This is a genomic window from Nonomuraea sp. NPDC003560 (assembly GCF_042878785.1).
GTDB lineage: Bacteria > Actinomycetota > Actinomycetes > Streptosporangiales > Streptosporangiaceae > Nonomuraea.
This window is the reverse complement of record NZ_JBIAOF010000003.1, coordinates 300,174-323,555: the sequence shown is the minus strand read 5'-3', so window position 1 is coordinate 323,555 and position 23,382 is coordinate 300,174. Positions and strand designations below refer to the sequence as shown.

Below are 23,382 nucleotides of genomic sequence, written 5' to 3'. Positions count from 1 at the left end.
ATACATCGCTGCATCATGCTTCACGTCGCGAGGCGTGAGCAGCGCGGCTGTCTCCCCGGAATCCGTTGCCTCCGGTTGGCCCACACCCGGTTGGCCCAACGTGAGGCGGCGACGACGGGGACCTGCGCGTTCGACGCACATCGACATCTGGTTGGCGACAGCAATCTGGGGGGTGTCAGCCACGCGCCACGGTCCTGTGGCGGCCTGGACGAACCCCTCCCCAAGAGTGGCGGCCGTCCGCGACAGCCGAAGATCGCAACGTGCACCCCGACCCGGTCTGTCCCGCCGGGTCGCAAGCACCTCCGGGACGCCCGGCAGAACAAAACCGGCGCCCGACCCCTGGGAAGGACCTTTTAGTTGAGCGACACCACCGAACTCCTCTCCGACGCACCAGGCTCTCAGCCCGCGTCCGGCGACACCCCCACCCGCGCCGCGGCCAAGCCTCGTGCGCGTCGCTCCGGCACCGGCCTGTCCGCCAAGGTGCTGCCCGAGCTGCAGAAGATGGCCGCTGAGCTGGGCATCAGCGGCACCGGGCGCATGCGGAAGAGCCAGCTCATCGCGGCCATCCAGGAGAAGCAGGGTGGCGCCTCCGGAGACGGCGCTCCGGCGGCAGCCGCGGTTGAGGCGGCGCCCGTCCTGACGGAGGCCGCGCCTCCCGTGGCCGAGCGGCCCACCCGTACGCGCAGGGAACGTTCCCGCACCAAGCCCGCCGACGAGGCCGCACCGCAGGCCGCCGAGCCGGTGGCCGCGGCCCCCGAGCCCGTGGCCGCGCCGGCCGAGCCGGCCGTCGAGCAGCAGGCCCAGGTCGTGGACGCCGGTCAGGCCGACACGCGGGGCGAGCGCGAGAGCCGTCGCGAGCGGCGCAGCCGCGGCGAGCGCCGTGAGCGTGGCGAGCGCAGCGACCGTGGCGAGCGCGGTGAGCGCAGCGACCGCGGCGAGCGTGGCGACCGTGCCGACCGCGGTGAGGGCGGCCGTGCAGAGAGCAGCCGCGGCGACCAGCGCGCCACGGACGCCGGCGGCAGGGGCGACCAGCGCGGCGAGCAGCGCGGCGAGCAGCGCAGTGACCAGCGCGGTGACCAGCGCGGTGACCAGCGTGGCGGCGACCAGCGCGGCGACCAGCGCGGCGGCGACGACGACGACCGCGGGCGTGGCCGCAGGGGCCGCTTCAGGGAGCGCAACCGCGGCCGTGGCCGTGACCGCTTCGACAGCACCGAGCCCGTCATCGGCGACGACGACGTGCTCATCCCGATCGCCGGCATCCTCGACATCCTCGACAACTACGCGTTCGTCAGGACCAGCGGCTACCTGCCGGGCAGCAACGACGTCTACGTCTCGCTGGCCCAGATCCGCCGCAACGGCCTGCGCAAGGGCGACGTCATCACCGGCGCGGTGCGCCAGCCGCGCGACGGCGAGCGCCGCGAGAAGTTCAACGCCCTGGTCCGCCTCGACACCGTCAACGGCATGGACCCGGAGCAGGCCCGCAACCGGCCCGACTTCAACAAGCTGACGCCGCTCTACCCGCAGGAGCGCCTGCGCCTGGAGACCGAGCACAACATCCTCACCACGCGGATCATCGACCTGGTCTCGCCGATCGGCAAGGGCCAGCGTGGTCTGATCGTCTCGCCGCCGAAGGCCGGCAAGACGATGGTGCTGCAGGCGATCGCCAACGCGATCACCCGCAACAACCCCGAGTGCCACCTGATGGTCGTGCTCGTGGACGAGCGTCCCGAAGAGGTCACCGACATGCAGCGGTCGGTCAAGGGCGAGGTCATCCACTCGACCTTCGACCGTCCGGCCGAAGACCACACCACGGTCGCCGAGCTGGCCATCGAGCGCGCCAAGCGCCTGGTGGAGCTGGGCCACGACGTGGTCGTCCTGCTCGACTCGATCACGCGACTCGGCCGCGCCTACAATCTGGCGGCCCCGGCCTCCGGTCGTATCCTGTCGGGTGGTGTCGACTCCACGGCGCTCTACCCGCCGAAGCGCTTCTTCGGCGCCGCGCGCAACATCGAGAACGGCGGCTCGCTGACGATCCTCGCCACGGCCCTGGTCGAGACCGGGTCCAAGATGGACGAGGTCATCTTCGAGGAGTTCAAGGGCACCGGCAACATGGAGCTCAAGCTCAACCGCTCCCTGGCCGACAAGCGCATCTTCCCCGCGGTCGACGTCGACGCGTCCGGCACGCGTAAGGAAGAGATCCTCATGGCCAAGGAGGAGCTGCAGATCGTCTGGAAGCTCCGCCGGGTGCTGCACGCCCTGGACATGCAGCAGGCTCTGGAGCTTCTCCTGGAGAAGATGAAGGAGACCAAGTCCAACGCCGAGTTCCTTCTGCAGGTGCAGAAGACCACGGTGAGCAACGACCGCGACTAGCGGCCACGCGCCTGAAGGGGCGGCGGGGAGGTTCTCCCGCCGCCCCTTTCGCGTGCCGAGGCGCCGAGGGTGGGGTTAACCCCACCTGTGGATCGGACGTCTGCTCCATTCACCCCGTCCGCGGCGCCGGGCAGGCTGGGGGCATGCGATCGGTGAGGCTGAAGGACAGGGTGCGGTTCGGGCCGAAGGGGCCGTTAGGGGTGCTGGTCGACCCGATGACCTGGCGGGCGGCTCCGTACCTGCTGGTCAGCGCGTTGTTCGGGATGGTCTGGTTCGTCGTGGTGACCCTGGCGACGACGGTGGCGGTGCCGCTGGTGATCGTCTGGGTGGGGCTGCCGCTGACGATGGCGACCGTGCTGATGTGGCGCGGCGGGGCGATGCTGGAGCGGCGGCTGATGGGGGCGGCGTTCGGGGTGCGGATCGCCGACCCGTACCGGAGCAGGCCCGAGGGCGGGCTGCTTTCGCACCTCACCTGGCTGCTGGGCGACAAGGCCACCTGGCAGGACCTCGGCTACCTCCTCATGCTCCTCCCGCTGGGCCTGGTGGAGTCCGCGTTGTCGCTGGCGCTGTGGACGGCGACGGCGGTGCTGCTCCTCGCGCCCCTGGCCCGCGTCCTGTACGTCCTGAGCGACGGGCGCACCGGCCTGATCATCGACGACTGGGCGGGCGTGCTGGTCGCGGGCGCGGCCGGCGTGGTGCTGCTCGTCGTGACGGCCTATCTCGTACGGGGCATGGCCTGGCTGCACGGCACCCTGGCCACGGTGCTGCTCGGCGGCAGCGAGGAGGAGCGGCTGCGGGCCAGCCGGGCCAGGGGGATCGACGCCGCCGAGGCCGAACGCCGCAGGATCGAGCGCGACCTGCACGACGGCGCGCAGCAGCGGCTGCTGTCGGTGGCGGTGGACCTCGGACGGGCTCAGGCCAAGTTCGACACCGAGCCGGAGGAGGCCAAGGCGCTGATCGTCCAGGCCCACGCGGGCACCAAGGCGGCCATCGCCGAGCTGCGCGACCTGGCCCGCGGCATCCACCCGGCCATCCTCACCGACCGCGGGCTCGACGCGGCGCTGTCGGGGCTGGCCGCGCGGGCCCCGGTGCACGTGGACGTCTCCGTCGAACTGGCCGAACGGCCGCCCGCCGCGGTGGAGAGCATCGCGTACTTCATCGTCGCCGAGGCCCTGGCCAACCTCGCCAAGCACTCGGGCGCGACGGAGGCGTCGGTGGCGGTGTTCGGCGGCGACCGCGGCGTGGTCGTGGACGTGTGGGACAACGGCATCGGCGGCGCCGTCGTCACGCCGGACGGCGGGCTGTCGGGCCTGGCCGACCGGGCGGCGACCATCGACGGCGTGCTCGTGCTGCACAGCCCCGTCGGGGGGCCGACGATCGTGCGTGCGGAGCTGCCCTGCGAATGGTAGTCATGTGCACATGCGCGTGGTCATCGCCGAGGATTCCGTACTGTTGCGCGAGGGGCTGGCGCGGTTGCTCGCCGACGGCGGTTTCGAGACCGTGGCGGCGGTCTCCGACGGGCCCGCGCTGGTGGCCGCCGTCCAGGAACATGAGCCCGACCTGGCGATCGTCGACGTGCGCATGCCGCCCACCCACACCGACGAGGGGCTGAAGGCGGCACTGAGGGTCCGCGAGGCCAGGCCCGACTTCCCGATCCTGGTCCTGTCCCAGTACGTCGAGGAGCGCTACGCGGGCGAGCTGATCGGCAAGGCCGTCGGCTACCTGCTGAAGGAGCGGGTGGCCGACGTGGCCGAGTTCATGGAGGCGGTGCGCGAGGTGGCGGCGGGCGGCACGGTGATCGATCCGGAGGTCGTCGTGCAACTGCTCAGCCGCAGGCGCAGGGGCGCCCCGCTCGACCTGCTCTCCCCCCGGGAGCGCGAGGTCCTGGCCCTGATGGCCGAGGGCCGCTCCAACACCGCGATCGCCTCCAGGCTGGTCGTCACCGAAGGGGCGGTGGAGAAACACGTGTCCGGCATCTTCACCAAGCTGGCCCTCGGGCCCGCGCCCGAGGACCATCGGCGGGTTCTCGCCGTCCTGACGTATCTGGGTCGCTGATACGGCCTGCACCCGGGGTTGGGGATGCGGGCCGTACCCGCTACCTCACGTCCACGAACTCCTGCGGCGACAGGGAGGTGCGCGTTTTGCTCGTGCCGGGCACCTTGACCTGGAAGTAGCCGTCCTTCTTGCCCTTGAAGGTCTTGCTGTACTTGCCGGTCGAGGTGGCCTTGGCGTACCCCATGAACTTGTACGTCTTGGTGCCCTTGGCCTTGAAGTACACCTCGACGATCTTGTTCTTGTACGCCTTGGCGCCGCGGTAGACCTTGCCGTAGACCTTGAACGCGCGGCCCTTGGCGACCTTGTTCGGGGCCGAGATCGTCACCCTGGTCTTGGCCTTCTTGGACGCGCCGCCGGTGGGGGCGACGACCGAGAACGACGCCTCGCCCTTGAGCGTCTGGCCGCTGCGGGTGGCGTACACCTCCAGCGTCCAGGCGCCCTCGGTGGTGTCGTCGGTGAAGTACGTGACGCCGCGGTAGTAGCTGTCCGACTCCTTGGCCAGCTCACCGAGGTCGTAGTACTCGCTGGTGGTGTCGCTGACGAGCTTGGCCGAGACCGTGCCCGCGTCCTTCACCGTCGCCTCGACCGTGACCTTGGTGTCCCTGCCCTTGACGAGCTGGACGGGGTCGGGGGTGACGTTCGCGCCGGAGATGCCCTGCTTGCCGGAGACCTTGACGGTGAAGGTGCTCGGGCTGCTTCCCCCGCCCGCGCGGGCGACGTTGACGGTGAGCTTCCAGTCGCCCGCCGGGTCGTCCTTGGTGATCGTCCACTTGCCGGTGATCGTCTTGTCGGGAGCCGGCGACGGGGTGGCGGTCGGGGTGGAGGTGGAGGTGGAGGTGCTCGGCGTGAAGTCGAACGACACCGTCTTGGCCGACTTGCCGGGCGGCTCGATGGACCCGGTCACGCCGGTGACGGTGTCCGGGTTCTTGAGCTTGAGCGTGACGGTGGCGTCGACGTCCTTCTCCAGCGGGACGTACGCGCTCGCCGACGCGTCGCCCGTGAAGTCGTCCGCCAGCGCGTACGCCGAGGCCGACGCGCCGGTGGCCGAGAGACCGGCGCCTCCGAGGAGAACGGCGGCCCCCGTGGCGGCCGCGAGGAGCAGCCGCACCCTTCTCTTCATCAGTTGGGTGATCCTTTGGCTAAGTCCCATTTGTGGGAAAAGTGATGGTTTGTGCGAGGGAGCCTAGTGTGGCGCGTGCGGCCGCGTCATGAAGATCGCGGGAATGCCCCATGGCCTGGGCAGGTTGCACGATCTGGCACACTGGTAGCTGACCATTTTGCGGTTCCGGTTCACGCCATGCGTGAAGGCGACCCGGCGGCCGCAGCCCGAAAGGACAGCCATGAAGCCCGACATCCACCCCGATTACCACGTGACGCAGGTCTCCTGCTCCTGCGGCAACACGTTCACGACCCGCAGCACCGCCAAGAACGGCGTCATCCACGCCGACGTGTGCTCGGCCTGCCACCCGTTCTACACGGGCAAGCAGAAGATCCTCGACACCGGCGGCCGGGTGGCTCGCTTCGAGAAGCGCTTCGGCAAGAAGGCCACGGGCAAGTAGCTTCACCGACGCCGACCCGGCCGCACCACGTGCGCCGGGTCGGCGTTGTTGGTGAAACGGCATTCAAACCACTGAAGGACCCACGGTGAACCTCGACGAGTTGCTCAAGGAGTATTCCGAGCTGGAGCTGCAGCTTGCCGACCCCGCCGTGCACGCCGACCAGAACAAGGCCCGCACACTCGGCCGGCGCTACAGCCAGCTCACCCCGATCGTCAGCACCTACCGGGAGCTCGACACGGCCCGCGAGGACCTGACGGCGGCCAAGGAACTGGCCGGCGAGGACGAGGGGTTCGCGGCCGAGGCGGCCGAGATCGAGGAGCGCATCCCGCAGCTTGAGGAGAAGCTCAAGCACCTGCTCATCCCGCGCGACCCCAACGATGACAAAGACATCATCATGGAGATCAAGGCGGGCGAGGGCGGCGAGGAGTCCGCCCTGTTCGCCGGCGACCTGCTGCGGATGTACCTGCGCTACGCCGAGCGCCTCGGCTGGAAGACCGAGATCATCGACACCCAGCCCTCCGACCTCGGCGGCTACAAAGACGTCACGGTCGGCATCAAGGCCAAGGGCGACGAGGGCGTGTGGTCCAGGCTCAAGTTCGAGGGCGGCGTCCACCGCGTGCAGCGGGTGCCCGTCACCGAGTCCCAGGGCCGCATCCACACCAGCGCCGCGGGCGTGCTGGTCTACCCGGAGGCGGAGGAGGTCGACGTCCAGATCGACCCCAACGACCTGCGCATCGACGTCTACCGCTCCAGCGGTCCCGGTGGCCAGAGCGTCAACACGACCGACTCGGCCGTGCGCATCACCCACCTGCCCACGGGCGTGGTCGTCTCCTGCCAGAACGAGAAGAGCCAGCTCCAGAACAAGGAGTCGGCGATGCGCATCCTGCGTGCCCGCCTGCTGGCCGTGGCCCAGGAGCAGGCCGACGCCGCGGCGCAGGCCGAGCGCAAGTCGCAGGTCCGCACGGTCGACCGTTCCGAGCGCATCCGCACGTACAACTTTCCCGAGAACCGGATTTCCGACCACCGCGTAGGCTTCAAGGCGTATAACCTCGACCAGGTTCTCGACGGCGAGCTCAACGCCGTCACCCAGGCACTCATCGACGCCGAGATGGCGGAGAAGCTCGCACAACACTCATGACATTTCTGCTGGACGAGATCGCTCTGGCCACCGCCCGGCTCGCCGAGGCAGGTGTGCCTTCGCCGCGCACCGACGCGGAGGAGATCGCGGCGTTCGTCCACGGCGTGCGCAGGAGCGAGCTCCACACGGTCAAGGACTCCGACTTCGACGCGCTGTTCTGGGAGGGCATCGCCCGGCGCGAGGCGCGTGAGCCGCTGCAGCACATCACCGGCCACGCCTACTTCCGCTACCTGGAGCTCGCGGTCGGCCCCGGCGTGTTCGTGCCGCGGCCGGAGACCGAGGTCATGGCCGGGTGGGCGATCGAGACCCTGCGCGCCATGGACGTGACGGCGCCCCTCGTCGTCGACCTCGGCACCGGCTCGGGGGCCATCGCGCTGTCGATCGCCCAGGAGGTCGCGCTCGCCGAGGTGCACGCCGTCGAGGTCGACCCCGCGGCCTACACCTGGGCCAAGCGCAACATCTCCGAGCTGGGCCAGGGGCGTACGCACCTGCACCCGGAAGACCTCGCCGAAGCCCTTCCCGAGCTCAACGGCAAGGTCGACCTGGTGATCTCCAACCCGCCGTACATCCCGCCCGGCGCCATCCCGCGCGACCCCGAGGTCCGCGACTACGACCCCTCCCGGGCCCTCTACGGCTCCGGCGACGACGGCCTCGGCGAGGTGCGCGCGGTCGAACGCACCGCCCGCCGCCTGCTGCGTCCCGGCGGCTGGGTGGCCGTCGAACACGCCGACGAGCAGGGCAGGGCCGTCTATCTGACCTTCCCGGAGGACAACGGCTGGCGCGACGTCCGCCTGCGCCAGGACCTCACCCGAAGGGACCGCTTCGTCACGGCCAGACTCGGCCAGGACTAGGATGCACGCCGTGGGAAGACGCTTTGACTGCTCCGACCTCGACCAGCGCGCCGAGGGCCTGATCGAGGCCGCCACCGCCGTGCGCCGCGGCGAGCTGGTGGTGCTGCCGACCGACACCGTCTACGGCATCGGCGCCGACGCGTTCATGCCGCCGGCCGTCACCGCGCTGCTCGACGCCAAGGGCCGCGGCCGCGACATGCCGCCGCCCGTGCTCGTGGGCACCGTCAGAGCCGCCACAGCGCTCGTGGACGACCTCGGGCCCTACGGGCAGGATCTCATCGACGCCTTCTGGCCCGGGCCGCTCACGCTGGTCTGCAGGGCCAACAGGGCCCTTTCCTGGGACCTGGGCGACACCAAGGGCACGGTCGCCGTCCGCATGCCGCTCCACCCGGTCGCCCTCGACCTGCTCAAGGAGACCGGCCCGATGGCCGTCTCCAGCGCCAACCGCTCCGGCGCTCCCGCGGCGACGACGGCGGAGGAGGCCGAGGAGCAGCTCGGCGACTCGGTCGCGGTCTACCTCGACGGCGGCAAGACCACCGACAACACGCCCTCGACCATCCTCGACCTCACCACGGCGGTGCCCCGGATGTTGCGCCGCGGCGCGATCCCCGTCGAGAAGCTGCGCGGCATCATCGGCTACGTCGCCACCGACGACTGACGTATACCGTCTTTGCATCCCGGCTGCGGCGACGCCACGGCCGCGATTACCGTGAGTCCCGGAACGGCGACACGTCCGGGAGTGGCCCATGGGCAAGTTCGACGGCATGGATCCGCAGCTGGTCCGTGACCTGCTGACCGAGGTCAAGCACGCGTCCTCGGCGCTGCGCACGGCCGAGGACCAGGTCAGGGCGGTGCTGAGCCGTGCCGGGCTGTCCGCGCGGAGCACCCACCGTCCGGTCCAGGTGGCCGACTCCGCCGATCACATGGTCAAGGACGTCAACGCGCGGCTGGCCGTCCTGGAGAAGCGCGCCGACGGCAAGCTGGGCGACACGTCGAAGACGGGCGGCGGCGGCACGGCCGACGAGCCCAAGGAGTCGCCGGGCAGTCGCGACGACAAGTACGGCAACCCCCGCGCCGACGTCCCGCCCAAGCACACCGACCCCGCCCACCCCGCCGACCTGAAGCCCACGCACCCACCCACCCCGAAGGACCACGACCCGAAACCCACCGACCCACCCCCGAAAACCCCCGACCCCAAGCCCACGGACCCGCCTGCGTCGAGGGACCACGACCCCAAGCCGACGGACCCGCCCGCGTCGAGGGACCACGACCCCAAGCCGACGGACCCGCCGACGCCCAAGGACCCCGACAGCAAGACCGGCGACGACGGTGCCAAGGCCGACGGCGACGGGAAGGCGTGCGACGGCGCCGACAAGGACACCGGGACCAGCGGAAACGACACCAGGACCGACGACCGGACCGGTGAGCGGACCGGCGACCGCACAGACGGCCGCAGCGACGGCAGCACCGGCGACACCCCGGCCGCCGACGACCCCAAGGCCCCCGACCAGGACAGCAGACGTGACCGGGGAGCGGAGGCCGACACCGGCACGACCAACGTCCCCGCGAAGGACCAGCCGGACGACCCGCACAAGCCCCAGGTCGTGGTGGTCGACGGCGTGAAGGTCCTCCAGGTGCCCATCGACCCGCCCACGGCCGAACAACTGGAATCCCTGCTCAAGAACGTCGACAACGTGCAGCCCGCCGACATGCCGACCGTGCCCGCCGACGGCGGTGCGGCGACGGCGGGCGGAGGCGAAGGGCTGTCGGTGCCGACAGGAGAGGGCGGCACCGACCCCTCGACGACCACCACCGGCCACCACCCCGGCACCACAACCGCCACCGGCCACCCGTACGGCACCGCAACCGCGACCGGCCACCCCTACGGCGCCGCAACGGCCGCCGGTCACCCCTATGGCACGTCAGAAGGCACGGGCGCCCACTTCGGCACCGCAGGCGACACGACCTCCCACAACGGCACCCAAGGCGATACGGCCACCCACAACGGCACCACCGGAGACGCCTACGGCGGCCCCACCGGGGACAGAGGCGCCCACCAGGGCACCGCAGGGGACGCGGGCAACACCCACGGCACCCACGCCGACGGCGCCTCCTCCACCCCGACCCGCCCCGACGCCACCACAGGCACCGGCACCCAGCCCATCGGCGACACCGGCCGGGCCGACGGCGCAAATGGCCACACGGACACCGGCACAGGCCGGGCCGACGGCTCCAGCAGCGGCGCGAACAGCGACACCGGCCGCTCCGACAGCGGCACCACGGACACCGGCCGCACTGACGGCACCGCCTGCGCCGACGACAAGGCCACGAACGGCACCCGCATCGACGCGGACACCGCCAACGGCAGCCGCGACGCCGGCAGCGGCACCGGCGGCAACACCGACGATGGGCGCGCGGACGGCGGGCGCGCCGGCGCGGGGACCGGTGGTGGTGCGGCTGATGCCGGGCGTGCTGATGGCGGTGCTGTGAACGGTGGTCGTGACGTCGGTGGCGGGTACGGCGATGGTGGGCGTGCCGATGGCGGCGCGGGTAACGGGCGTGCCGATGTAGGGACCGGCGATGGGGCCGCTGATGCCGGGCGTGCTGATGGTGGCGTGGCGGACGCTGGTCGGGCCGGTGCGGACGGTGGAGCGGCGGGGCGGGGTGATGGGTCTGCTGGGGTGCGGATTCCGCCTACGGCGCCTGGGGGAGGGGCGGCCGTCTCTGCTGGAGGGGACGTCTCTGCTGGAGGCGACGTATCGGCTGGAAGGGACGTATCGGCTGGTGGTGGTGATACAGGGCGTCATGGCGCGGCTGTGCACGGCGGCGGGGGGCATGGTGTCGGGGGTCATGGTGATGGTGGGGCGCAGGGCTTGGACGGCGGGGGTGTCGGTGGGAAGTGGGTGAGTGAGGGGGACGGGGTTGTGGCTGTGGATGTGTCTGCGGCCGGGCCGGAGGCGATCAGGACTTTGATCGACGACGTCCGCGACATTCAGCCGCTCGACATGCCGTCCGTGGAGGTTCCGCCCGGTGAGTACGGCGAGGGCGACTGGGCGCCCAGGGACATCGGGCCGGACGGTCCATCGGGTGAGGCCGATCCCGGGACGTCGGGAAGGAGCGTGTGATGTACGTCGACCCGCCCGCCCCCAGGCCCAGGAGCAGGGACGAGATGCCGCCCGTCACCGCCGCGGGCCCGCTGGACAACCAGCCGCTGGCCTACGAGTTCAACCCCGACTACGAACGTCTGGTCACCGCCTGGAACACCGTCATGCCCATGCTGGAGAAGCTCAGCACGGCCCTCGACAAGGCGTACGCGCTGGCCAAGAGCCCGCAGACGTGGGACGCGCCGGTCGGCGATCGATATGTGCAGGACATCCGGGAATGGCGGTCGAAGCTGGCTCTCTACCGTCACGCCGTGCTCACCGCGATCAGCGACCAGGCCGACGACACCCCGAGGTGGATCCCCAGCCAGACCGGCGCACCACACGCCTTCCCCTGACCTCCGCCTTCCCCGGCGCTTCGCGGTTCCGGTGCTTCGCGCTCCTTGAGCTGCGTGCTCCGGTGCTTCCGTGGCCCCGGTGCCTCCGTGGTCTCGGTCGTTCCCGTGGTCTCGGTGCTTCCCGGTCGCGGAACATCACGGTCCCTGAGTTGCGCGGTCCCAAAGCTTCGCGGTCCGTGCGCTTCGCGCTCTCGGAGCTCCGCGATCGCCGCCCTCTGGCCTTCGCAGGTGAACGCCCTCATGGCTCTGACCGACACGGAACCCATGCCCTCGCAAGCGTCCGTCCTCGCAGCGCGACTATCTGGGCAAAACGGACACACGGTCGTACAGTGGAGAAATGGGTGGGGAGCCGTACTACGGGCCCGACTTCGGGCGGTTGCGGCGGCAGGATCCGGAGCTGGCGCAGGTGCTGCTCGACGAGCTCGAACGCGAACGCGCCGGCCTCCAGCTGATCGCCGGCGAGAACTTCACCTCCCCCGCGGTCATGGCCGCTCTGGGCTCCACCCTCACCAACAAGTACGCCGAGGGCTACCCCGGCAGGCGCTACTACGGCGGCTGCGAGGTCGTCGACCGGGCCGAACGGCTGGCGGTGGAGCGGGCGCGCAGGCTGTTCGGGGCCGAGCACGCCAACGTCCAGCCGCATTCCGGCGCGAGCGCCAACCTGGCCGCCTACGCCGCCCTGCTCCAGCCCGGCGACACCATGCTCGCCATGGCGCTCCCGCACGGCGGCCACCTCACGCACGGCTCGAAGGCGAACTTCTCGGGACGATGGTTCGACGTCGCCTCCTACGGCGTGCGGCGCGACACCGAGCTCATCGACTACGACGAGGTGCGCGACCTGGCGCTGCGACGCCGGCCCAAGGTGATCGTGTGCGGCGCGACGGCGTACCCGAGGCTGATCGACTTCTCGGTCTTCCGCGGCATCGCCGACGAGGTGGGCGCGTGGTTGCTGGCCGACGTGGCGCACCCGATCGGCCTGATGGCGGGCGGGGTGATCCCGTCGGCGGTGCCGTACGCGGACGTCGTGACGCTGACCACGCACAAGGTGCTGCGCGGGCCGCGCGGCGGCGCGATCCTGTGCACGGAGGAGCTGGCCGGCAAGATCGACCGGGCGGTGTTCCCGTTCGTGCAGGGCGGGCCGCTGATGCACGCGGTGGCGGCCAAGGCGGTGGCGTTCGGGGAGGCGCTGCGGCCGGAGTTCGCCGAGTACGCGGGCCGCGTCCTCGCCAACGCCCGCACGCTCGCCGGCGCGCTGGACGGGGCGGGCATGCGTCCGGTCGCCGGCGGCACCGACACCCACCTGGCCCTGATCGACCTGCGTGAGCTGGGCGTCTCGGGCGCCGAGGCCGAACGGCGCTGCGCGGCCGCCGGCATCACGCTCAACCGCAACGTCATCCCCTACGATCCGGAGCCGGCGGCCGTCACCTCCGGGATCCGGGTGGGCACGGCGTGCGTGACCACGCAGGGCATGGGCCCGCCGGAGATGGAAGAGGTGGGAAGTCTGCTGTCGATGTCCGTGCGCGACCCGGCCGTAGCGCCCGAGGTCAGGGAAAGAGTGGCGGCGCTTCTCGCCATCCATCAGCCATATCTCAGCGAATATTAAGCTGGTCTGTGTCGGTTTCCGGTCACAGCTGGCCGGAGCATCCGGGAAACTAGGTCCGTGCGCGAATACCTGTTCATGGCGCTCATCTCGGCAGCGGTGACGTATCTGCTGGTCCCGCTGGTGCGCCGCTTCGCCATCCGCATCGGCGCCATGCCCGAGGTTCGCGAGCGCGACGTGCACACCACGCCGACGCCGAGGCTCGGCGGCCTGGCCATGTACGGCGGCCTGGTGGTCGGCCTGCTGGTCGCCAGCCAGCTGAAACACACGGGCGCGGCGCTGTCGGAGTACGACGGCAAAGCCGTCACCGCGCTGATCGTCGCCGGCGGCCTGATCACGCTCACCGGCTTCCTCGACGACTGGTGGGGCATGGACGCCTTCATCAAGCTCGGCGGGCAGATCGCGGCGGCGGGCGTGCTGGTCTACTTCGACCTGCGGCTGCTCTACATCCCGCTGCCGAAGGACTGGGGCGGCTCCACCAGCCTCGACTACACGCTGAGCACGATCATCACCATCATGATCGTGGTGGTCACCATCAACGCCGTGAACTTCGTCGACGGCCTCGACGGGCTCGCGGCCGGCATCGTGTGCATCGCCGCCATGGCCACGTGGGCGTACTCGATCCTGCTGGCCCAGAGCATGAGCGTGGGGAACATCACCACGACGGCGGCCATCGCGGCCGTCCTCATCGGCACGTGCCTGGGCTTCCTGCCGCACAACTTCCATCCGGCCAAGATCTTCATGGGCGACACCGGGGCGATGCTGATCGGGCTGGTGCTCGCCTCCTCGATCGTCACGGTGACACCGCTCGACCCGGCCGCCATCGAGGACATGAACAAGGTCCCGGTGCTGCTGCCGCTGATGCTGCCGGCGGCGGTGCTGGTCCTGCCGCTGATCGATCTGATCACCGCCGTGGTGCGGCGCACGTCCCATGGCATGTCGCCGTTCGCACCCGACCGGGGTCACCTGCACCACCGGCTGCTGGACATCGGCCACTCGCACCGCCGCTCGGTGCTGATCATGTACGCGTGGGCGTTCCTGTTCGCCTTCGGCCTGGTGGCGATGTCCCGCGAGGGCGTGCCGGTGCTGCTGTTCGTGGTGGTCATCGTGCTGGCGCTGGCGGTGCTCGTCCTGATGGCCGCGCCGCGGTGGCGGGGGAGGGGCGGCGCGCACGCCGCCACGCGCGACAAGCAGCCCGACGACGACGGCCCGCCCACCGGCCCGATGCCGCCGATCGGCCCGGACACCCAGGTCAGGCGGCAGATGCCGCCGCAGGGCGGCCCTTCGGCGCAGGAACGCGCGAGCGCCGAGGGCAAACCGGTCATTCCTGCATTTCCGAGTCGTCCGTGATCGGGAACTAGAAACGGCAGGTAAAAGCGGTCTTCCGTGAGCTTGTGATATCTTTCACGAGCAGGGACCTCCAGACGCACATGTTCTGGAGGTAGCAAACGCTCGCTTGACAACATGCTGATGGAGCACCGATGCAGGCCAACGACGTGCGCGTACTCAAGAGCGCCGCTGTTCCGACCTTCGCGGTCGGGGTGGTCGCGGTCATCGTGGCGTTCCTCCTGGCGGGCGGCAAGGGAGCGCTCGGCGCGGCCCTCGGCACCTTGCTCGTCGGGGTTTTCTTCAGCATCAGCGTGGTAGCGGTCTCCTATGCCGCACGCGTCTCCCCGCAGATGATGGCGATCGCGGCGATGGTCAGCTACCTCGTCAAAGTCGTCGCCATCATGGTGGTGCTGTCCGCCTTCCGTGAGACCACCGCCTGGAACACCCAGGCCTTCGCGTGGTCCGTGGTCGGATGCACGCTCGTCTGGACCGGATTCGAGGTCCGCGCGTTCATGAAGACCAAGATGCTCTACGTCGACCCCGATGCCTCGGTCCCCGGAAAGGGCGACTCATGAGGCAGGTAAAGGGATGGGGTCCGATATGACTAGTCCTCCACTCGCCTGCTATCGTCGGGGCCGCGATGAGCGCACAGGAACGCCGGCCGGAACACGACGGTCGCGACTTCTCCGATGCCATGTGGTCAGTCCCCAGCTATCTGCTCGCCGGGATGGCGGTCTATGGCGGTCTCGGGTGGTTGCTGGACCGGTGGCTCGACATGTCCGCGTTCTTCCCCATAGGCGTGGTCCTTGGGGTCGTGCTCGGCGGCTACGCGGTCTACCGGAAGTTCGGTCGCTAACCCGACGCAGCGATCGCCTCGCTGAGGAAACCCTTGTGATCCACTACGACGTTGAAGGGAACGCCGCGTGATTGCGCTGACGGTCCTCGCCCCCGAAGACAACTTCCGGGCGCCATCGCCCGATGAGCTGTTCAATTCGTTCACGCCGATCATCCCCGGGGTGACCTGGTTCACCAAGCCGGTGCTGCTGGCGATGCTCAGCGCGCTCGTGGTGATCGCCGTGTGCTGGGTGGCCTTCGCCAAGCCGAAGCTCGTGCCGAGGGGCACCCAGAACGTCGTCGAGTACGGCTACATGTTCGTCCGCGACCAGATCGCCCGGCCGTTCCTCGGCAAGGACGCCGATCGGTGGATGGGCCTGCTGGTCACGCTCTTCTTCCTGGTCCTGTTCTGGAACATCCTCGGCGTGATCCCGCTCGCGCAGTTCCCGGTCGCCTCGCACATCGCGTTCCCGGCCGTGCTCGCGCTCTCGATCTACGCGATCAAGGTCTACCTGGGCGTCAAGCACCAGGGCGGCATCGGTTACTTCAAGAACATGATGTTCCCGCCCGGCCTGCCCAAGCCGATCTACTTCCTTCTGGCGCCGATCGAGTTCCTGTCGAACATGATCATCGCGCCGTTCACGCACGCTGTCCGACTGTTCGCGAACATGTTCGCCGGTCACATGCTGCTCGCGTTCTTCAGCATGGTCGGCTTCTGGTTCCTGTTCGAGAAGCTGACGCCCCTGGGCGCACCCGTCGGCGTGGTGGGCGTGCTCATGACGATCATCCTGACCGGGTTCGAGATGTTCATCCAGTTCCTGCAGGCGTTCCTGTTCGCGATGCTGGCGGCGATGTACATCGGCGGCGCGCTGCACCCGGATCACTGAGAACCACATACCGGAATATCCATGACCGGTGGGACTCCCTTCACCGGCCGTCCAGTAAAGGAAATAGCAATGAGCGTTCTCGCTGAGGTCTCCGGCAACGTCACCGCCATCGGTTACGGTCTCGCCGCCATCGGCCCCGGCATCGGCGTCGGCATCATCTTCGGTCAGGGCGTGCAGGCCATCGCGCGTCAGCCCGAGGCTTACGGCCTGATCCGCCAGAACATGCTCCTCGGCTTCGTCCTCACCGAGGCCCTCGCCCTGATCGGTCTGGTCGCGCCGTTCATCTTCCAGGCCATCTAAGACCAGAAGAATCCCTGACGAAAGGCTGCACCCATGATTAAGGCAGCTACGCTCCTCGCGCAGGAGGAGGGTGCGAACCCGCTCCTTCCGCACACGTTCGAGCTCGTCGTCGGTATCTTCTCGTTCCTCGTCGTCCTCCTCGTCGTCGGCAAGATTCTCGTTCCGCGCATCCAGAAGACTCTGGCCGAGCGGACCGACGCGATCGAGGGTGGCATCAAGAGGGCTGAGGAGGCCCAGGCCGAGGCGCAGAACCTCCAGCGGCAGTACGCGCAGCAGCTTGAGGAGGCCCGCCGCGAGGCCGGCCGGCTCCGTGAAGAGGCTCGCGAGCAGGCCGCGCAGATCAAGGCGGAGCTCCGCGAGGAGGCGCAGGCCGAGGCCCGTCGTCTCGTCGAGGCCGCGCACGCCCAGATCGAGGCCGACCGCGCCGCCGCGTTCGCGCAGCTCCGCACGGAGATCGGCCGTCTGTCCACCGAGCTGGCCGGCCGCATCGTCGGCGAGTCCCTGGAGGACGAGGTCCGCCAGAGCCGGATCGTGGACAGGTTCCTCGACGAGCTTGAGAGCAGCAACGCGCAGGCGGTGCGCTAATGCGAGGTCTGAGCAGGACCTCGTTGGCAGAGGTCGAGGAGCGCTTCAACGCGGTCGCGGGCAGCGCCGACCTCGGCGCGCTCTCCGACGAGTTGTTCGCCGTCGCGGATCTGCTCGACCGCGAGCACGGCCTGCGCCGCGCGCTGTCCGACCCGGCCAGGGCCGCCGAGCAGAAGGCGGGCACCGTCCGTGCCCTGCTCGGCGGCAAGGTCTCCGAGGCGGCCCTCGCCACGACCGAGGCCGCGGTCTCGGTCCGGTGGTCGCGCGCGGGTGACCTGGCCGACTCGCTCGAACGGCTCGGCGTCGTCGCCGCCGCCGCCGAGGCGGAGGGCCAGTCCAGGCTCGACGACGTCGAGGACGAGCTCTTCCGCTTCGGCCGTATCGTCGCCGCCAACCCCGACCTCCGACGCGCGCTCGCCGACGCGGCCGCGCCCGCGGAGGGCAAGCGGCAGCTGCTGAGCGACCTGCTCGGTGGCAAGGTGGCCCCCACCAGCCAGCGCCTGATCACGCAGCTGGCGGTGCACCCGCGAGGGCGTAGCCTGGAAGTGGGCTTGGAGGAGTTCGGCCAGCTCGTGGCCCAGCAGCGCCAGCGCCTGGTGGCGGTCGTGCGCAGCGCGGTCGAGCTGTCCGACGCGCAGAAGCAGCGACTGGCCGACTGGCTGCGCACCTCCTACGGTCGTGACGTGCACCTGAACGTCGAGGTGGACAAGCGAGTGCTCGGTGGGTTCTCGGTCCGCATCGGCGACGAGATGATCGACACCACGATCGTGGGACGAATTGAAGAAGTCCGCCGCCGGTTGGCCGGCTGAGGCGCAGTGAGCGCCGAATGAATAGGGAGACAGAGTAGAGATGGCGGAGCTTACGATCCGGCCGGACGAGATCCGGGACGCGCTTGAGCGCTTCGTCCAGGCGTACGAACCGGAAGGCGCCGCGCGCGAGGAGATCGGGACCGTCGTCGACGCCGGCGACGGCATTGCCCATGTCTCCGGCCTTCCCTCGGCGATGGCGAACGAGCTGCTCGAGTTCGAGGACGGCACGCGCGGCCTGGCCCTGAACCTCGACCCCCGAGAGATCGGCGTCGTGGTCCTGGGCGACTTCAGCAACATCGAGGAGGGCCAGACGGTCCGCCGGACGGGCGAGGTCCTGTCCGTGCCCGTCGGCGACAACTTCCTCGGCCGCGTGGTCGACCCGCTCGGCAACCCCCTCGACGGCAAGGGCGCGATCGAGGCCGAGGGCCTGCGCGCCCTCGAACTGCAGGCCCCCTCGGTCGTCCAGCGGCAGCCGGTGAAGCAGCCGCTGCAGACCGGCATCAAGGCGATCGACGCCATGACGCCGATCGGCCGCGGCCAGCGCCAGCTGATCATCGGTGACCGTGGCACGGGCAAGACGGCCGTCGCCGTGGACACGATCATCAACCAGCGCGACAACTGGCTCTCGGGCGACCCCGAGAAGCAGGTGCGCTGCGTCTACGTCGCGGTCGGCCAGAAGGGCTCGACGATCGCCCAGGTGCGTTCCCGTCTCGAAGAGGCCGGCGCCCTGGAGTACACCACGATCGTCGCCGCCCCGGCTTCCGACCCGGCTGGTTACAAGTACATCTCCCCGTACACCGGTTCGGCCATCGGCCAGCACTGGATGTACCAGGGCAAGCACGTCCTCATCATCTTCGACGACCTCACCAAGCAGGCCGACGCCTACCGCGCCGTCTCGCTGCTGCTTCGCCGCCCGCCGGGCCGCGAGGCGTTCCCCGGTGACGTCTTCTACCTCCACTCCCGCCTGCTGGAGCGCTGCGCCAAGCTCTCCAGTGACATGGGCGGCGGCTCGATGACCGGTCTTCCGATCATCGAGACGAAGGGCAACGACGTGTCGGCGTTCATCCCGACCAACGTCATCTCCATCACCGACGGCCAGTGCTTCCTGGAGACCGACTACTTCAACGCCGGTATCCGTCCCGCCATCAACGTCGGTATCTCGGTCTCCCGAGTCGGTGGCTCGGCGCAGATCAAGGCGATGCGCAAGGTGGCCGGCACGCTGCGTCTGTCGCTGTCGCAGTACCGCGACCTGGAGGCCTTCGCGGCCTTCGCCTCCGACCTGGACGCGGCCTCCCGCGCCCAGCTGGAGCGCGGTCAGCGCCTGACCGAGCTGCTCATCCAGCCGCAGTACTCGCCGTTCCCCGTGGAGCGTCAGGTCGTGTCGGTGTGGGCGGGCACGACGGGTGAGCTCGACGAGGTTCCGGTCGAGGACATCCGCCGCTTCGAGCAGGAGTTCCTCGACTACCTGCAGAGCAGCCACAAGGGCATCTTCGACAGCATCCGCGAGACCAACGAGCTGTCGGACGACGCGGTGACCAGCCTCAAGGACGCCGTCACGGAGTTCAAGAAGGGCTTCACCACCTCCTCGGGCGAGCTCCTGGTCAAGGACGAGCCGGTGGCGCCGCTCGAAGCCGGCGAGGTCGGCCAGGAGAAGATCAAGAAGGTCGTCCGTCCGGCGACGGAGAAGTAGCTCATGGGTGCCCAGCTAAGGCTGCTGCGGCGGCGGATCAAGTCGGTCAAGTCGACCGCCAAGATCACGCGTGCCCAGGAGCTCATCGCCTCCTCGCGGATCGTGAAGGCGCAGATGCGGATGCAGGCGGCGCTGCCGTACGAGCGTGAGATCACTCGCGCCGTCACCGGCGTCGTCAGCAACGCGGCCAGCGTCGACCATCCGTTGACCGTGGCGAAGGAGAACCCCGCCAAGGCGGGCGTCCTCATCGTCACCAGCGACAGCGGGTTCTGTGGCGGCTTCAACGCCAACGTCCTGCGCGAGGCCGAGGCCCTGCGCGGGCTGCTGGAGAGCCGCGGCCTGACGGTGGTGCCGTTCGTCACCGGCCGGAAGGGTGTCACCTGGCACACCTTCCGCAACCGTACGATGGGCGGCCAGTGGGTCGGCTTCTCCAGGAAGCCGGCCTACGCCGACGCCAAGGAGATCGCGCAGACGCTGATCGACTCCTTCAAGGAAGAGGCGGGGATCGACGAGATCCACATCGTCTCGACCGAGTTCGTCTCGATGCTGACCCAGAACGTCGTGGTCAAGCGCGTGCTGCCGCTGGAGGTCGAGGAGACCGAGGCGACGGCCAGCGAGACGATCCCGCCGTACTTCGAGTTCGAGCCCACCGCGGGCGACGTGCTCGAATCGCTGCTGCCGCGCTATGTGGAGTCCCGCATCTTCACGGCGCTGCTGCAGTCGGCTGCTTCGGAGGAGGCCGCGCGCCGCCGCGCCATGAAGTCCGCCACGGACAACGCCAACGAGCTGATCCGCGTGTTCACCATGCAGATGAACCAGGCTCGCCAGGCCGAGATCACCCAGGAAATCAGCGAGATCGTCGGTGGCGCCAACGCGCTGGCTGACGCCGCAGCGGGGAAAGAGTGAAATGACTGCAGAGGCTGTTGAGACTGTTGAGCCCACGTCGGCCGGTGCCGGTCGTGTGGCCAGCGTCAAGGGGCCCGTCGTCGACGTGGAGTTCCCCGTCGAGGCGATGCCCGACATCTACAACGCGCTCAACGTCGAGGTGACCCTCGGCGGCGAGACCAAGACCCTGACCATGGAGGTCGCCCAGCACCTGGGTGACAACCTGGTCCGCGCCATCTCCATGCAGCCCACCGACGGCCTGGTCCGCGGTACGGCCGTCACCGACTCCGGCCACCCGATCTCGGTGCCCGTCGGCGACGTCGTCAAGGGTCACGTGTGGAACGCGCTCGGCGAGGCGCTCGACGTGCCGACCGCGTCGCTCCAGGTCACCGAGAAGTGGGGCATCCACCGGCCGTCCCCGCCCTTCGACCAGCTCGAGTCCCGTACCGAGATGCTGGTCACGGGTATCAAGGTCATCGACCTGCTCACCCCGTACGTGCAGGGTGGCAAGATCGGCCTGTTCGGTGGCGCCGGTGTGGGCAAGACGGTTCTCATCCAGGAGATGATCCGCCGTGTCGCCCGCAACTTCGGTGGCACCTCGGTGTTCGCCGGCGTCGGCGAGCGCACCCGTGAGGGCAACGACCTCTGGCTGGAGATGGAGGAGGCGGACGTCCTCAAGGACACCGCCCTCGTCTTCGGCCAGATGGACGAGCCGCCGGGCACCCGTCTGCGGGTGGCCCTGTCCGCGCTGACGATGGCGGAGTACTTCCGCGACGTGCAGAAGCAGGACGTGCTGCTGTTCATCGACAACATCTTCCGCTTCACGCAGGCGGGCTCGGAGGTCTCCACCCTCCTCGGCCGCATGCCGTCCGCGGTGGGTTACCAGCCGACGCTGGCCGACGAGATGGGTGTGCTCCAGGAGCGCATCACCTCGACGCGCGGTCACTCGATCACCTCCATGCAGGCGATCTACGTGCCCGCCGACGACATCACCGACCCGGCCCCGCACAACGCGTTCGCGCACCTCGACGCGCAGACCGTTCTGTCCCGGCCGATCTCGGAGAAGGGCATCTACCCCGCGGTGGACCCGCTCGACTCCACCTCCCGGATCCTCGACCCGCAGGTCGTGGGCGAGGAGCACTACCGGGTGGCCCAGGAGACCAAGCGGATCCTGCAGAAGTACCGCGAGCTCCAGGACATCATCGCGATCCTCGGTATCGACGAGCTGTCCGAAGAGGACAAGGTCACCGTGCAGCGGGCCCGTCGCATCGAGCGGTTCCTGTCGCACCCGATGTACGCCGCCGAGGCGTTCACCGGCCAGCCGGGCGAGAACGTCCCGCTGGACGAGACGATCGCCTCCTTCAAGGGCCTGTGCGCCGGCGAGTACGACCACCTGCCCGAGCAGGCGTTCTTCATGGTCGGCGGCATCGACCAGGCCGTGGCCAAGGCCAAGGAACTCGAGCGTCGCTGATCGCCCTACGGTAGCGGCACGGGTGGGAGAACCCGTGCCGCTACCTGATCGGAAAGGAACCTGACGAAGTGGCGAAGCTACGCGTAGGGGTTGTCTCACCCGAGCGTGAGATCTGGTCGGGCGAGGCCGACATGGTGATTGCCAAGACCGTTGACGGCGAGATCGGTATTATGCCGCAACACGCACCCGTGCTCGGCGTCCTCGTCGAGGGCGGCGTGCTGCGCGTCAAGCGGGAAGGTGAGCCCGAGCTCGTCGCGGCCGTTCATGGGGGGTTCATCTCCGTGGCCGATGATGAGGTGTCGGTGCTCGCCGAGGTCGCCGAGCTCGGTTCCGAGGTCGACGTCGCGGCCGCCCGAGACGCTCTCGACCGGGCTCAGGCCTCGATCGAGGCCAACCAGGAGGACGCCGACGCGGCGATCGAGGCGAAGCGGGCCAGGGCCCGGCTGCGCGCGGCGGGCGAAGAGGTTTAATACATACAACGGGATTCAGGGGGGCGGCCATGGTGGCGACGGTTTCGGTTTTGTTGTTGCTGCTGGTCGCCCTCGTGGTCCTTAGAGGGGTGACGCTCGCCCGTTCGCGCGGCAGCGTACCCTGCCGGCTGAAAGTGGGCAGCCGAGGGTGGCAGAGCGGGGTGGCCCGCTACGCCGACGGTGAGCTCCACTGGATTCCGCTCATGGGCGTCCGACTGAGGCCGCGCCACGCGATCGCGAGGCGCGGCCTCGTCGTTTCCGCCCGGCGTGAGATCGACGGCGGCCTCTACGCCGTCGACTGCGGCGGCACGACGCGCGGGTTGTCGCTGGCGATGAGCGCCGACGCCCTCACCGGCTTCCTCGCCTGGCTGGAGTCGGCGCCGCCCAGCGCGTACCTCGACGTCGCCTAGCGGGTGCCGCCGGGCTTCCAGAGGATCTCGTTGCCGCCGTGGGCGATCCGGCAGGCGATGAAGAGCAGGTCGGAGAGCCTGTTGAGGTATTTGGCGGTCAGCGGGTTGACGTCGTCGTGGGCCTCGAGCGCCGCCCACGTGGTGCGCTCGGCCCGGCGTACGGTCACCCGGGCCAGGTGCAGCGCGGCCGTGGCCGGGTCGCCGCCGGGCAGGATGAAGCTGCGCAGCGGCTGGAGCTCGGCGTTGAGCCGGTCGCACTGCTCCTCCAGCCGGTCGATGTAGGACTGCTCCACCCGCAGCGGCGGGAACTCCGGCTCCTCCACCACCGGTGTGGCCAGGTCGGCCCCCACGTCGAACAGCTCGTTCTGGATGCGCACGAGGAGCGCCACGAGGTCGGCGGACAGGGTGCCGTGGGACAGGGCCAGGCCCAGGCAGGCGTTGGCCTCCTCGACGTCGGCGTAGGCGGCCAGCCGGGTGTCGGTCTTGGCCGCGCGGCTCATGTCGCTCAGGTTCGTGGTGCCGTCGTCGCCCGTGCGGGTGTAGATGCGGGAGAGGACGACGGGCTTGTCCTTGTCGGCACGCGTCATGAGCCCAGCGTAATGACAAATGTCATCCGAACGGGACGCGCTTTCCATGTCGC

24 protein-coding genes are annotated in these 23,382 nt (G+C 69.6%); 22 read left to right on the top strand and 2 right to left on the bottom strand.

Annotated elements, in window-relative coordinates:
• Window positions 1-357: 357 nt before the first annotated feature.
• From rho to ACFYUV_RS12430, 3 genes are all read left to right on the top strand, one after another.
• The gene (gene rho, locus ACFYUV_RS12440; protein WP_387668030.1) at window positions 358-2,370 is read left to right on the top strand and encodes a transcription termination factor Rho; all 2,013 of its coding nucleotides are present in this window, start codon (window positions 358-360) and stop codon (window positions 2,368-2,370) included.
• Window positions 2,371-2,513: 143 nt separating this feature from the next.
• Window positions 2,514-3,779, top strand: a complete 1,266-nt coding sequence (locus ACFYUV_RS12435) for a sensor histidine kinase (RefSeq protein WP_387668027.1) — start codon at window positions 2,514-2,516, stop codon at window positions 3,777-3,779.
• 10 nt (window positions 3,780-3,789) lie between these two features.
• Window positions 3,790-4,425, top strand: a complete 636-nt coding sequence (locus ACFYUV_RS12430) for a response regulator (protein ID WP_387668024.1) — start codon at window positions 3,790-3,792, stop codon at window positions 4,423-4,425.
• A 40-nt stretch (window positions 4,426-4,465) separates the two neighbouring features.
• Here the strand turns inward: ACFYUV_RS12430 and ACFYUV_RS12425 are convergent, their stop codons facing one another.
• Window positions 4,466-5,545, bottom strand: coding sequence for a hypothetical protein (locus ACFYUV_RS12425; RefSeq protein ID WP_387668021.1), 1,080 nt, complete (start codon window positions 5,543-5,545; stop codon window positions 4,466-4,468).
• A 220-nt stretch (window positions 5,546-5,765) separates the two neighbouring features.
• Between ACFYUV_RS12425 and rpmE the strand changes: the two genes are divergently transcribed.
• From rpmE to ACFYUV_RS12330, 19 genes are all read left to right on the top strand, one after another.
• Entirely contained in the window at window positions 5,766-5,984 is a 219-nt protein-coding gene (gene rpmE, locus ACFYUV_RS12420) for a 50S ribosomal protein L31 (protein ID WP_352320396.1), read from the top strand.
• 85 nt (window positions 5,985-6,069) lie between these two features.
• On the top strand, window positions 6,070-7,122 hold the full coding sequence (prfA, locus tag ACFYUV_RS12415) for a peptide chain release factor 1 (RefSeq protein WP_358283426.1): 1,053 nt from the start codon (window positions 6,070-6,072) through the stop codon (window positions 7,120-7,122).
• Window positions 7,119-7,973, top strand: coding sequence for a peptide chain release factor N(5)-glutamine methyltransferase (prmC, locus tag ACFYUV_RS12410; protein WP_352320399.1), 855 nt, complete (start codon window positions 7,119-7,121; stop codon window positions 7,971-7,973). The genes prfA and prmC overlap by 4 nt, the downstream gene beginning before the upstream one ends.
• Before the next feature lie 10 nt (window positions 7,974-7,983).
• Window positions 7,984-8,631 (top strand): L-threonylcarbamoyladenylate synthase, encoded by a 648-nt coding sequence (locus ACFYUV_RS12405; protein ID WP_364324825.1) that lies wholly within the window; start codon window positions 7,984-7,986, stop codon window positions 8,629-8,631.
• 88 nt (window positions 8,632-8,719) lie between these two features.
• Entirely contained in the window at window positions 8,720-11,098 is a 2,379-nt protein-coding gene (locus ACFYUV_RS12400) for a hypothetical protein (RefSeq protein WP_387668017.1), read from the top strand.
• Entirely contained in the window at window positions 11,098-11,472 is a 375-nt protein-coding gene (locus tag ACFYUV_RS12395; protein WP_352349993.1) for a hypothetical protein, read from the top strand. Before ACFYUV_RS12400 ends, ACFYUV_RS12395 begins: the two co-directional genes overlap by 1 nt.
• 337 nt (window positions 11,473-11,809) lie before the next feature.
• Window positions 11,810-13,075 carry a serine hydroxymethyltransferase gene (gene glyA, locus ACFYUV_RS12390; protein ID WP_387668014.1) on the top strand — a complete coding sequence of 422 codons (1,266 nt, stop codon included), beginning with the start codon at window positions 11,810-11,812 and terminating at the stop codon, window positions 13,073-13,075.
• Window positions 13,076-13,132: 57 nt separating this feature from the next.
• Window positions 13,133-14,422 (top strand): MraY family glycosyltransferase, encoded by a 1,290-nt coding sequence (locus ACFYUV_RS12385; protein WP_358283433.1) that lies wholly within the window; start codon window positions 13,133-13,135, stop codon window positions 14,420-14,422.
• A gap of 131 nt (window positions 14,423-14,553) precedes the next feature.
• A complete protein-coding gene (locus tag ACFYUV_RS12380; protein WP_387668012.1) occupies window positions 14,554-14,976 on the top strand; it encodes a hypothetical protein in 423 nt (140 codons plus the stop codon).
• Between the two features lie 65 nt (window positions 14,977-15,041).
• The gene (locus tag ACFYUV_RS12375) at window positions 15,042-15,257 is read left to right on the top strand and encodes an AtpZ/AtpI family protein (protein WP_229824207.1); all 216 of its coding nucleotides are present in this window, start codon (window positions 15,042-15,044) and stop codon (window positions 15,255-15,257) included.
• 67 nt (window positions 15,258-15,324) lie between these two features.
• Window positions 15,325-16,122 (top strand): F0F1 ATP synthase subunit A, encoded by a 798-nt coding sequence (gene atpB / locus ACFYUV_RS12370; RefSeq protein ID WP_358283435.1) that lies wholly within the window; start codon window positions 15,325-15,327, stop codon window positions 16,120-16,122.
• Between the two features lie 69 nt (window positions 16,123-16,191).
• Window positions 16,192-16,422, top strand: a complete 231-nt coding sequence (atpE, locus tag ACFYUV_RS12365; protein WP_132595523.1) for an ATP synthase F0 subunit C — start codon at window positions 16,192-16,194, stop codon at window positions 16,420-16,422.
• Between the two features lie 33 nt (window positions 16,423-16,455).
• A complete protein-coding gene (locus ACFYUV_RS12360; RefSeq protein ID WP_352320415.1) occupies window positions 16,456-17,007 on the top strand; it encodes a F0F1 ATP synthase subunit B in 552 nt (183 codons plus the stop codon).
• Window positions 17,007-17,816, top strand: coding sequence for a F0F1 ATP synthase subunit delta (locus ACFYUV_RS12355; protein ID WP_364324810.1), 810 nt, complete (start codon window positions 17,007-17,009; stop codon window positions 17,814-17,816). The genes ACFYUV_RS12360 and ACFYUV_RS12355 overlap by 1 nt, the downstream gene beginning before the upstream one ends.
• Before the next feature lie 40 nt (window positions 17,817-17,856).
• Complete coding sequence (atpA, locus tag ACFYUV_RS12350) at window positions 17,857-19,506, top strand: F0F1 ATP synthase subunit alpha (protein WP_387668008.1); 1,650 nt, start codon at window positions 17,857-17,859, stop codon at window positions 19,504-19,506.
• Between the two features lie 3 nt (window positions 19,507-19,509).
• On the top strand, window positions 19,510-20,412 hold the full coding sequence (locus tag ACFYUV_RS12345; protein ID WP_358283441.1) for a F0F1 ATP synthase subunit gamma: 903 nt from the start codon (window positions 19,510-19,512) through the stop codon (window positions 20,410-20,412).
• Between the two features lies 1 nt (window position 20,413).
• Window positions 20,414-21,862, top strand: coding sequence for a F0F1 ATP synthase subunit beta (atpD, locus tag ACFYUV_RS12340; RefSeq protein WP_358283443.1), 1,449 nt, complete (start codon window positions 20,414-20,416; stop codon window positions 21,860-21,862).
• 68 nt (window positions 21,863-21,930) lie between these two features.
• The gene (locus tag ACFYUV_RS12335) at window positions 21,931-22,332 is read left to right on the top strand and encodes a F0F1 ATP synthase subunit epsilon (protein WP_080042501.1); all 402 of its coding nucleotides are present in this window, start codon (window positions 21,931-21,933) and stop codon (window positions 22,330-22,332) included.
• 29 nt (window positions 22,333-22,361) lie between these two features.
• Window positions 22,362-22,742, top strand: coding sequence for a DUF2550 domain-containing protein (locus ACFYUV_RS12330; RefSeq protein WP_358283445.1), 381 nt, complete (start codon window positions 22,362-22,364; stop codon window positions 22,740-22,742).
• Here ACFYUV_RS12330 and ACFYUV_RS12325 read toward each other — a convergent pair.
• The gene (locus ACFYUV_RS12325) at window positions 22,739-23,329 is read right to left on the bottom strand and encodes a cob(I)yrinic acid a,c-diamide adenosyltransferase (protein WP_364324800.1); all 591 of its coding nucleotides are present in this window, start codon (window positions 23,327-23,329) and stop codon (window positions 22,739-22,741) included. The two genes, ACFYUV_RS12330 and ACFYUV_RS12325, sit on opposite strands and share 4 nt — an antisense overlap.
• Window positions 23,330-23,382 lie beyond the last annotated feature (53 nt).

What these genes read in the sequence shown, in the direction of transcription:
- ACFYUV_RS12435 (WP_387668027.1), top strand. Translation starts at nt 2,514, where the DNA reads ATGCGATCGGTGAGGCTGAAGGACAGGGTGCGGTTCGGGCCGAAGGGG.
- ACFYUV_RS12430 (WP_387668024.1), top strand. Translation starts at nt 3,790, where the DNA reads ATGCGCGTGGTCATCGCCGAGGATTCCGTACTGTTGCGCGAGGGGCTG.
- ACFYUV_RS12425 (WP_387668021.1), bottom strand. Translation starts at nt 5,545, where the DNA reads ATGAAGAGAAGGGTGCGGCTGCTCCTCGCGGCCGCCACGGGGGCCGCC.
- rpmE (WP_352320396.1), top strand. Translation starts at nt 5,766, where the DNA reads ATGAAGCCCGACATCCACCCCGATTACCACGTGACGCAGGTCTCCTGC.
- prmC (WP_352320399.1), top strand. Translation starts at nt 7,119, where the DNA reads ATGACATTTCTGCTGGACGAGATCGCTCTGGCCACCGCCCGGCTCGCC.
- ACFYUV_RS12400 (WP_387668017.1), top strand. Translation starts at nt 8,720, where the DNA reads ATGGGCAAGTTCGACGGCATGGATCCGCAGCTGGTCCGTGACCTGCTG.
- ACFYUV_RS12395 (WP_352349993.1), top strand. Translation starts at nt 11,098, where the DNA reads ATGTACGTCGACCCGCCCGCCCCCAGGCCCAGGAGCAGGGACGAGATG.
- glyA (WP_387668014.1), top strand. Translation starts at nt 11,810, where the DNA reads ATGGGTGGGGAGCCGTACTACGGGCCCGACTTCGGGCGGTTGCGGCGG.
- ACFYUV_RS12380 (WP_387668012.1), top strand. Translation starts at nt 14,554, where the DNA reads ATGCAGGCCAACGACGTGCGCGTACTCAAGAGCGCCGCTGTTCCGACC.
- ACFYUV_RS12375 (WP_229824207.1), top strand. Translation starts at nt 15,042, where the DNA reads ATGAGCGCACAGGAACGCCGGCCGGAACACGACGGTCGCGACTTCTCC.
- atpE (WP_132595523.1), top strand. Translation starts at nt 16,192, where the DNA reads ATGAGCGTTCTCGCTGAGGTCTCCGGCAACGTCACCGCCATCGGTTAC.
- ACFYUV_RS12360 (WP_352320415.1), top strand. Translation starts at nt 16,456, where the DNA reads ATGATTAAGGCAGCTACGCTCCTCGCGCAGGAGGAGGGTGCGAACCCG.
- ACFYUV_RS12355 (WP_364324810.1), top strand. Translation starts at nt 17,007, where the DNA reads ATGCGAGGTCTGAGCAGGACCTCGTTGGCAGAGGTCGAGGAGCGCTTC.
- atpA (WP_387668008.1), top strand. Translation starts at nt 17,857, where the DNA reads ATGGCGGAGCTTACGATCCGGCCGGACGAGATCCGGGACGCGCTTGAG.
- ACFYUV_RS12345 (WP_358283441.1), top strand. Translation starts at nt 19,510, where the DNA reads ATGGGTGCCCAGCTAAGGCTGCTGCGGCGGCGGATCAAGTCGGTCAAG.
- atpD (WP_358283443.1), top strand. Translation starts at nt 20,414, where the DNA reads ATGACTGCAGAGGCTGTTGAGACTGTTGAGCCCACGTCGGCCGGTGCC.
- ACFYUV_RS12330 (WP_358283445.1), top strand. Translation starts at nt 22,362, where the DNA reads ATGGTGGCGACGGTTTCGGTTTTGTTGTTGCTGCTGGTCGCCCTCGTG.
- ACFYUV_RS12325 (WP_364324800.1), bottom strand. Translation starts at nt 23,329, where the DNA reads ATGACGCGTGCCGACAAGGACAAGCCCGTCGTCCTCTCCCGCATCTAC.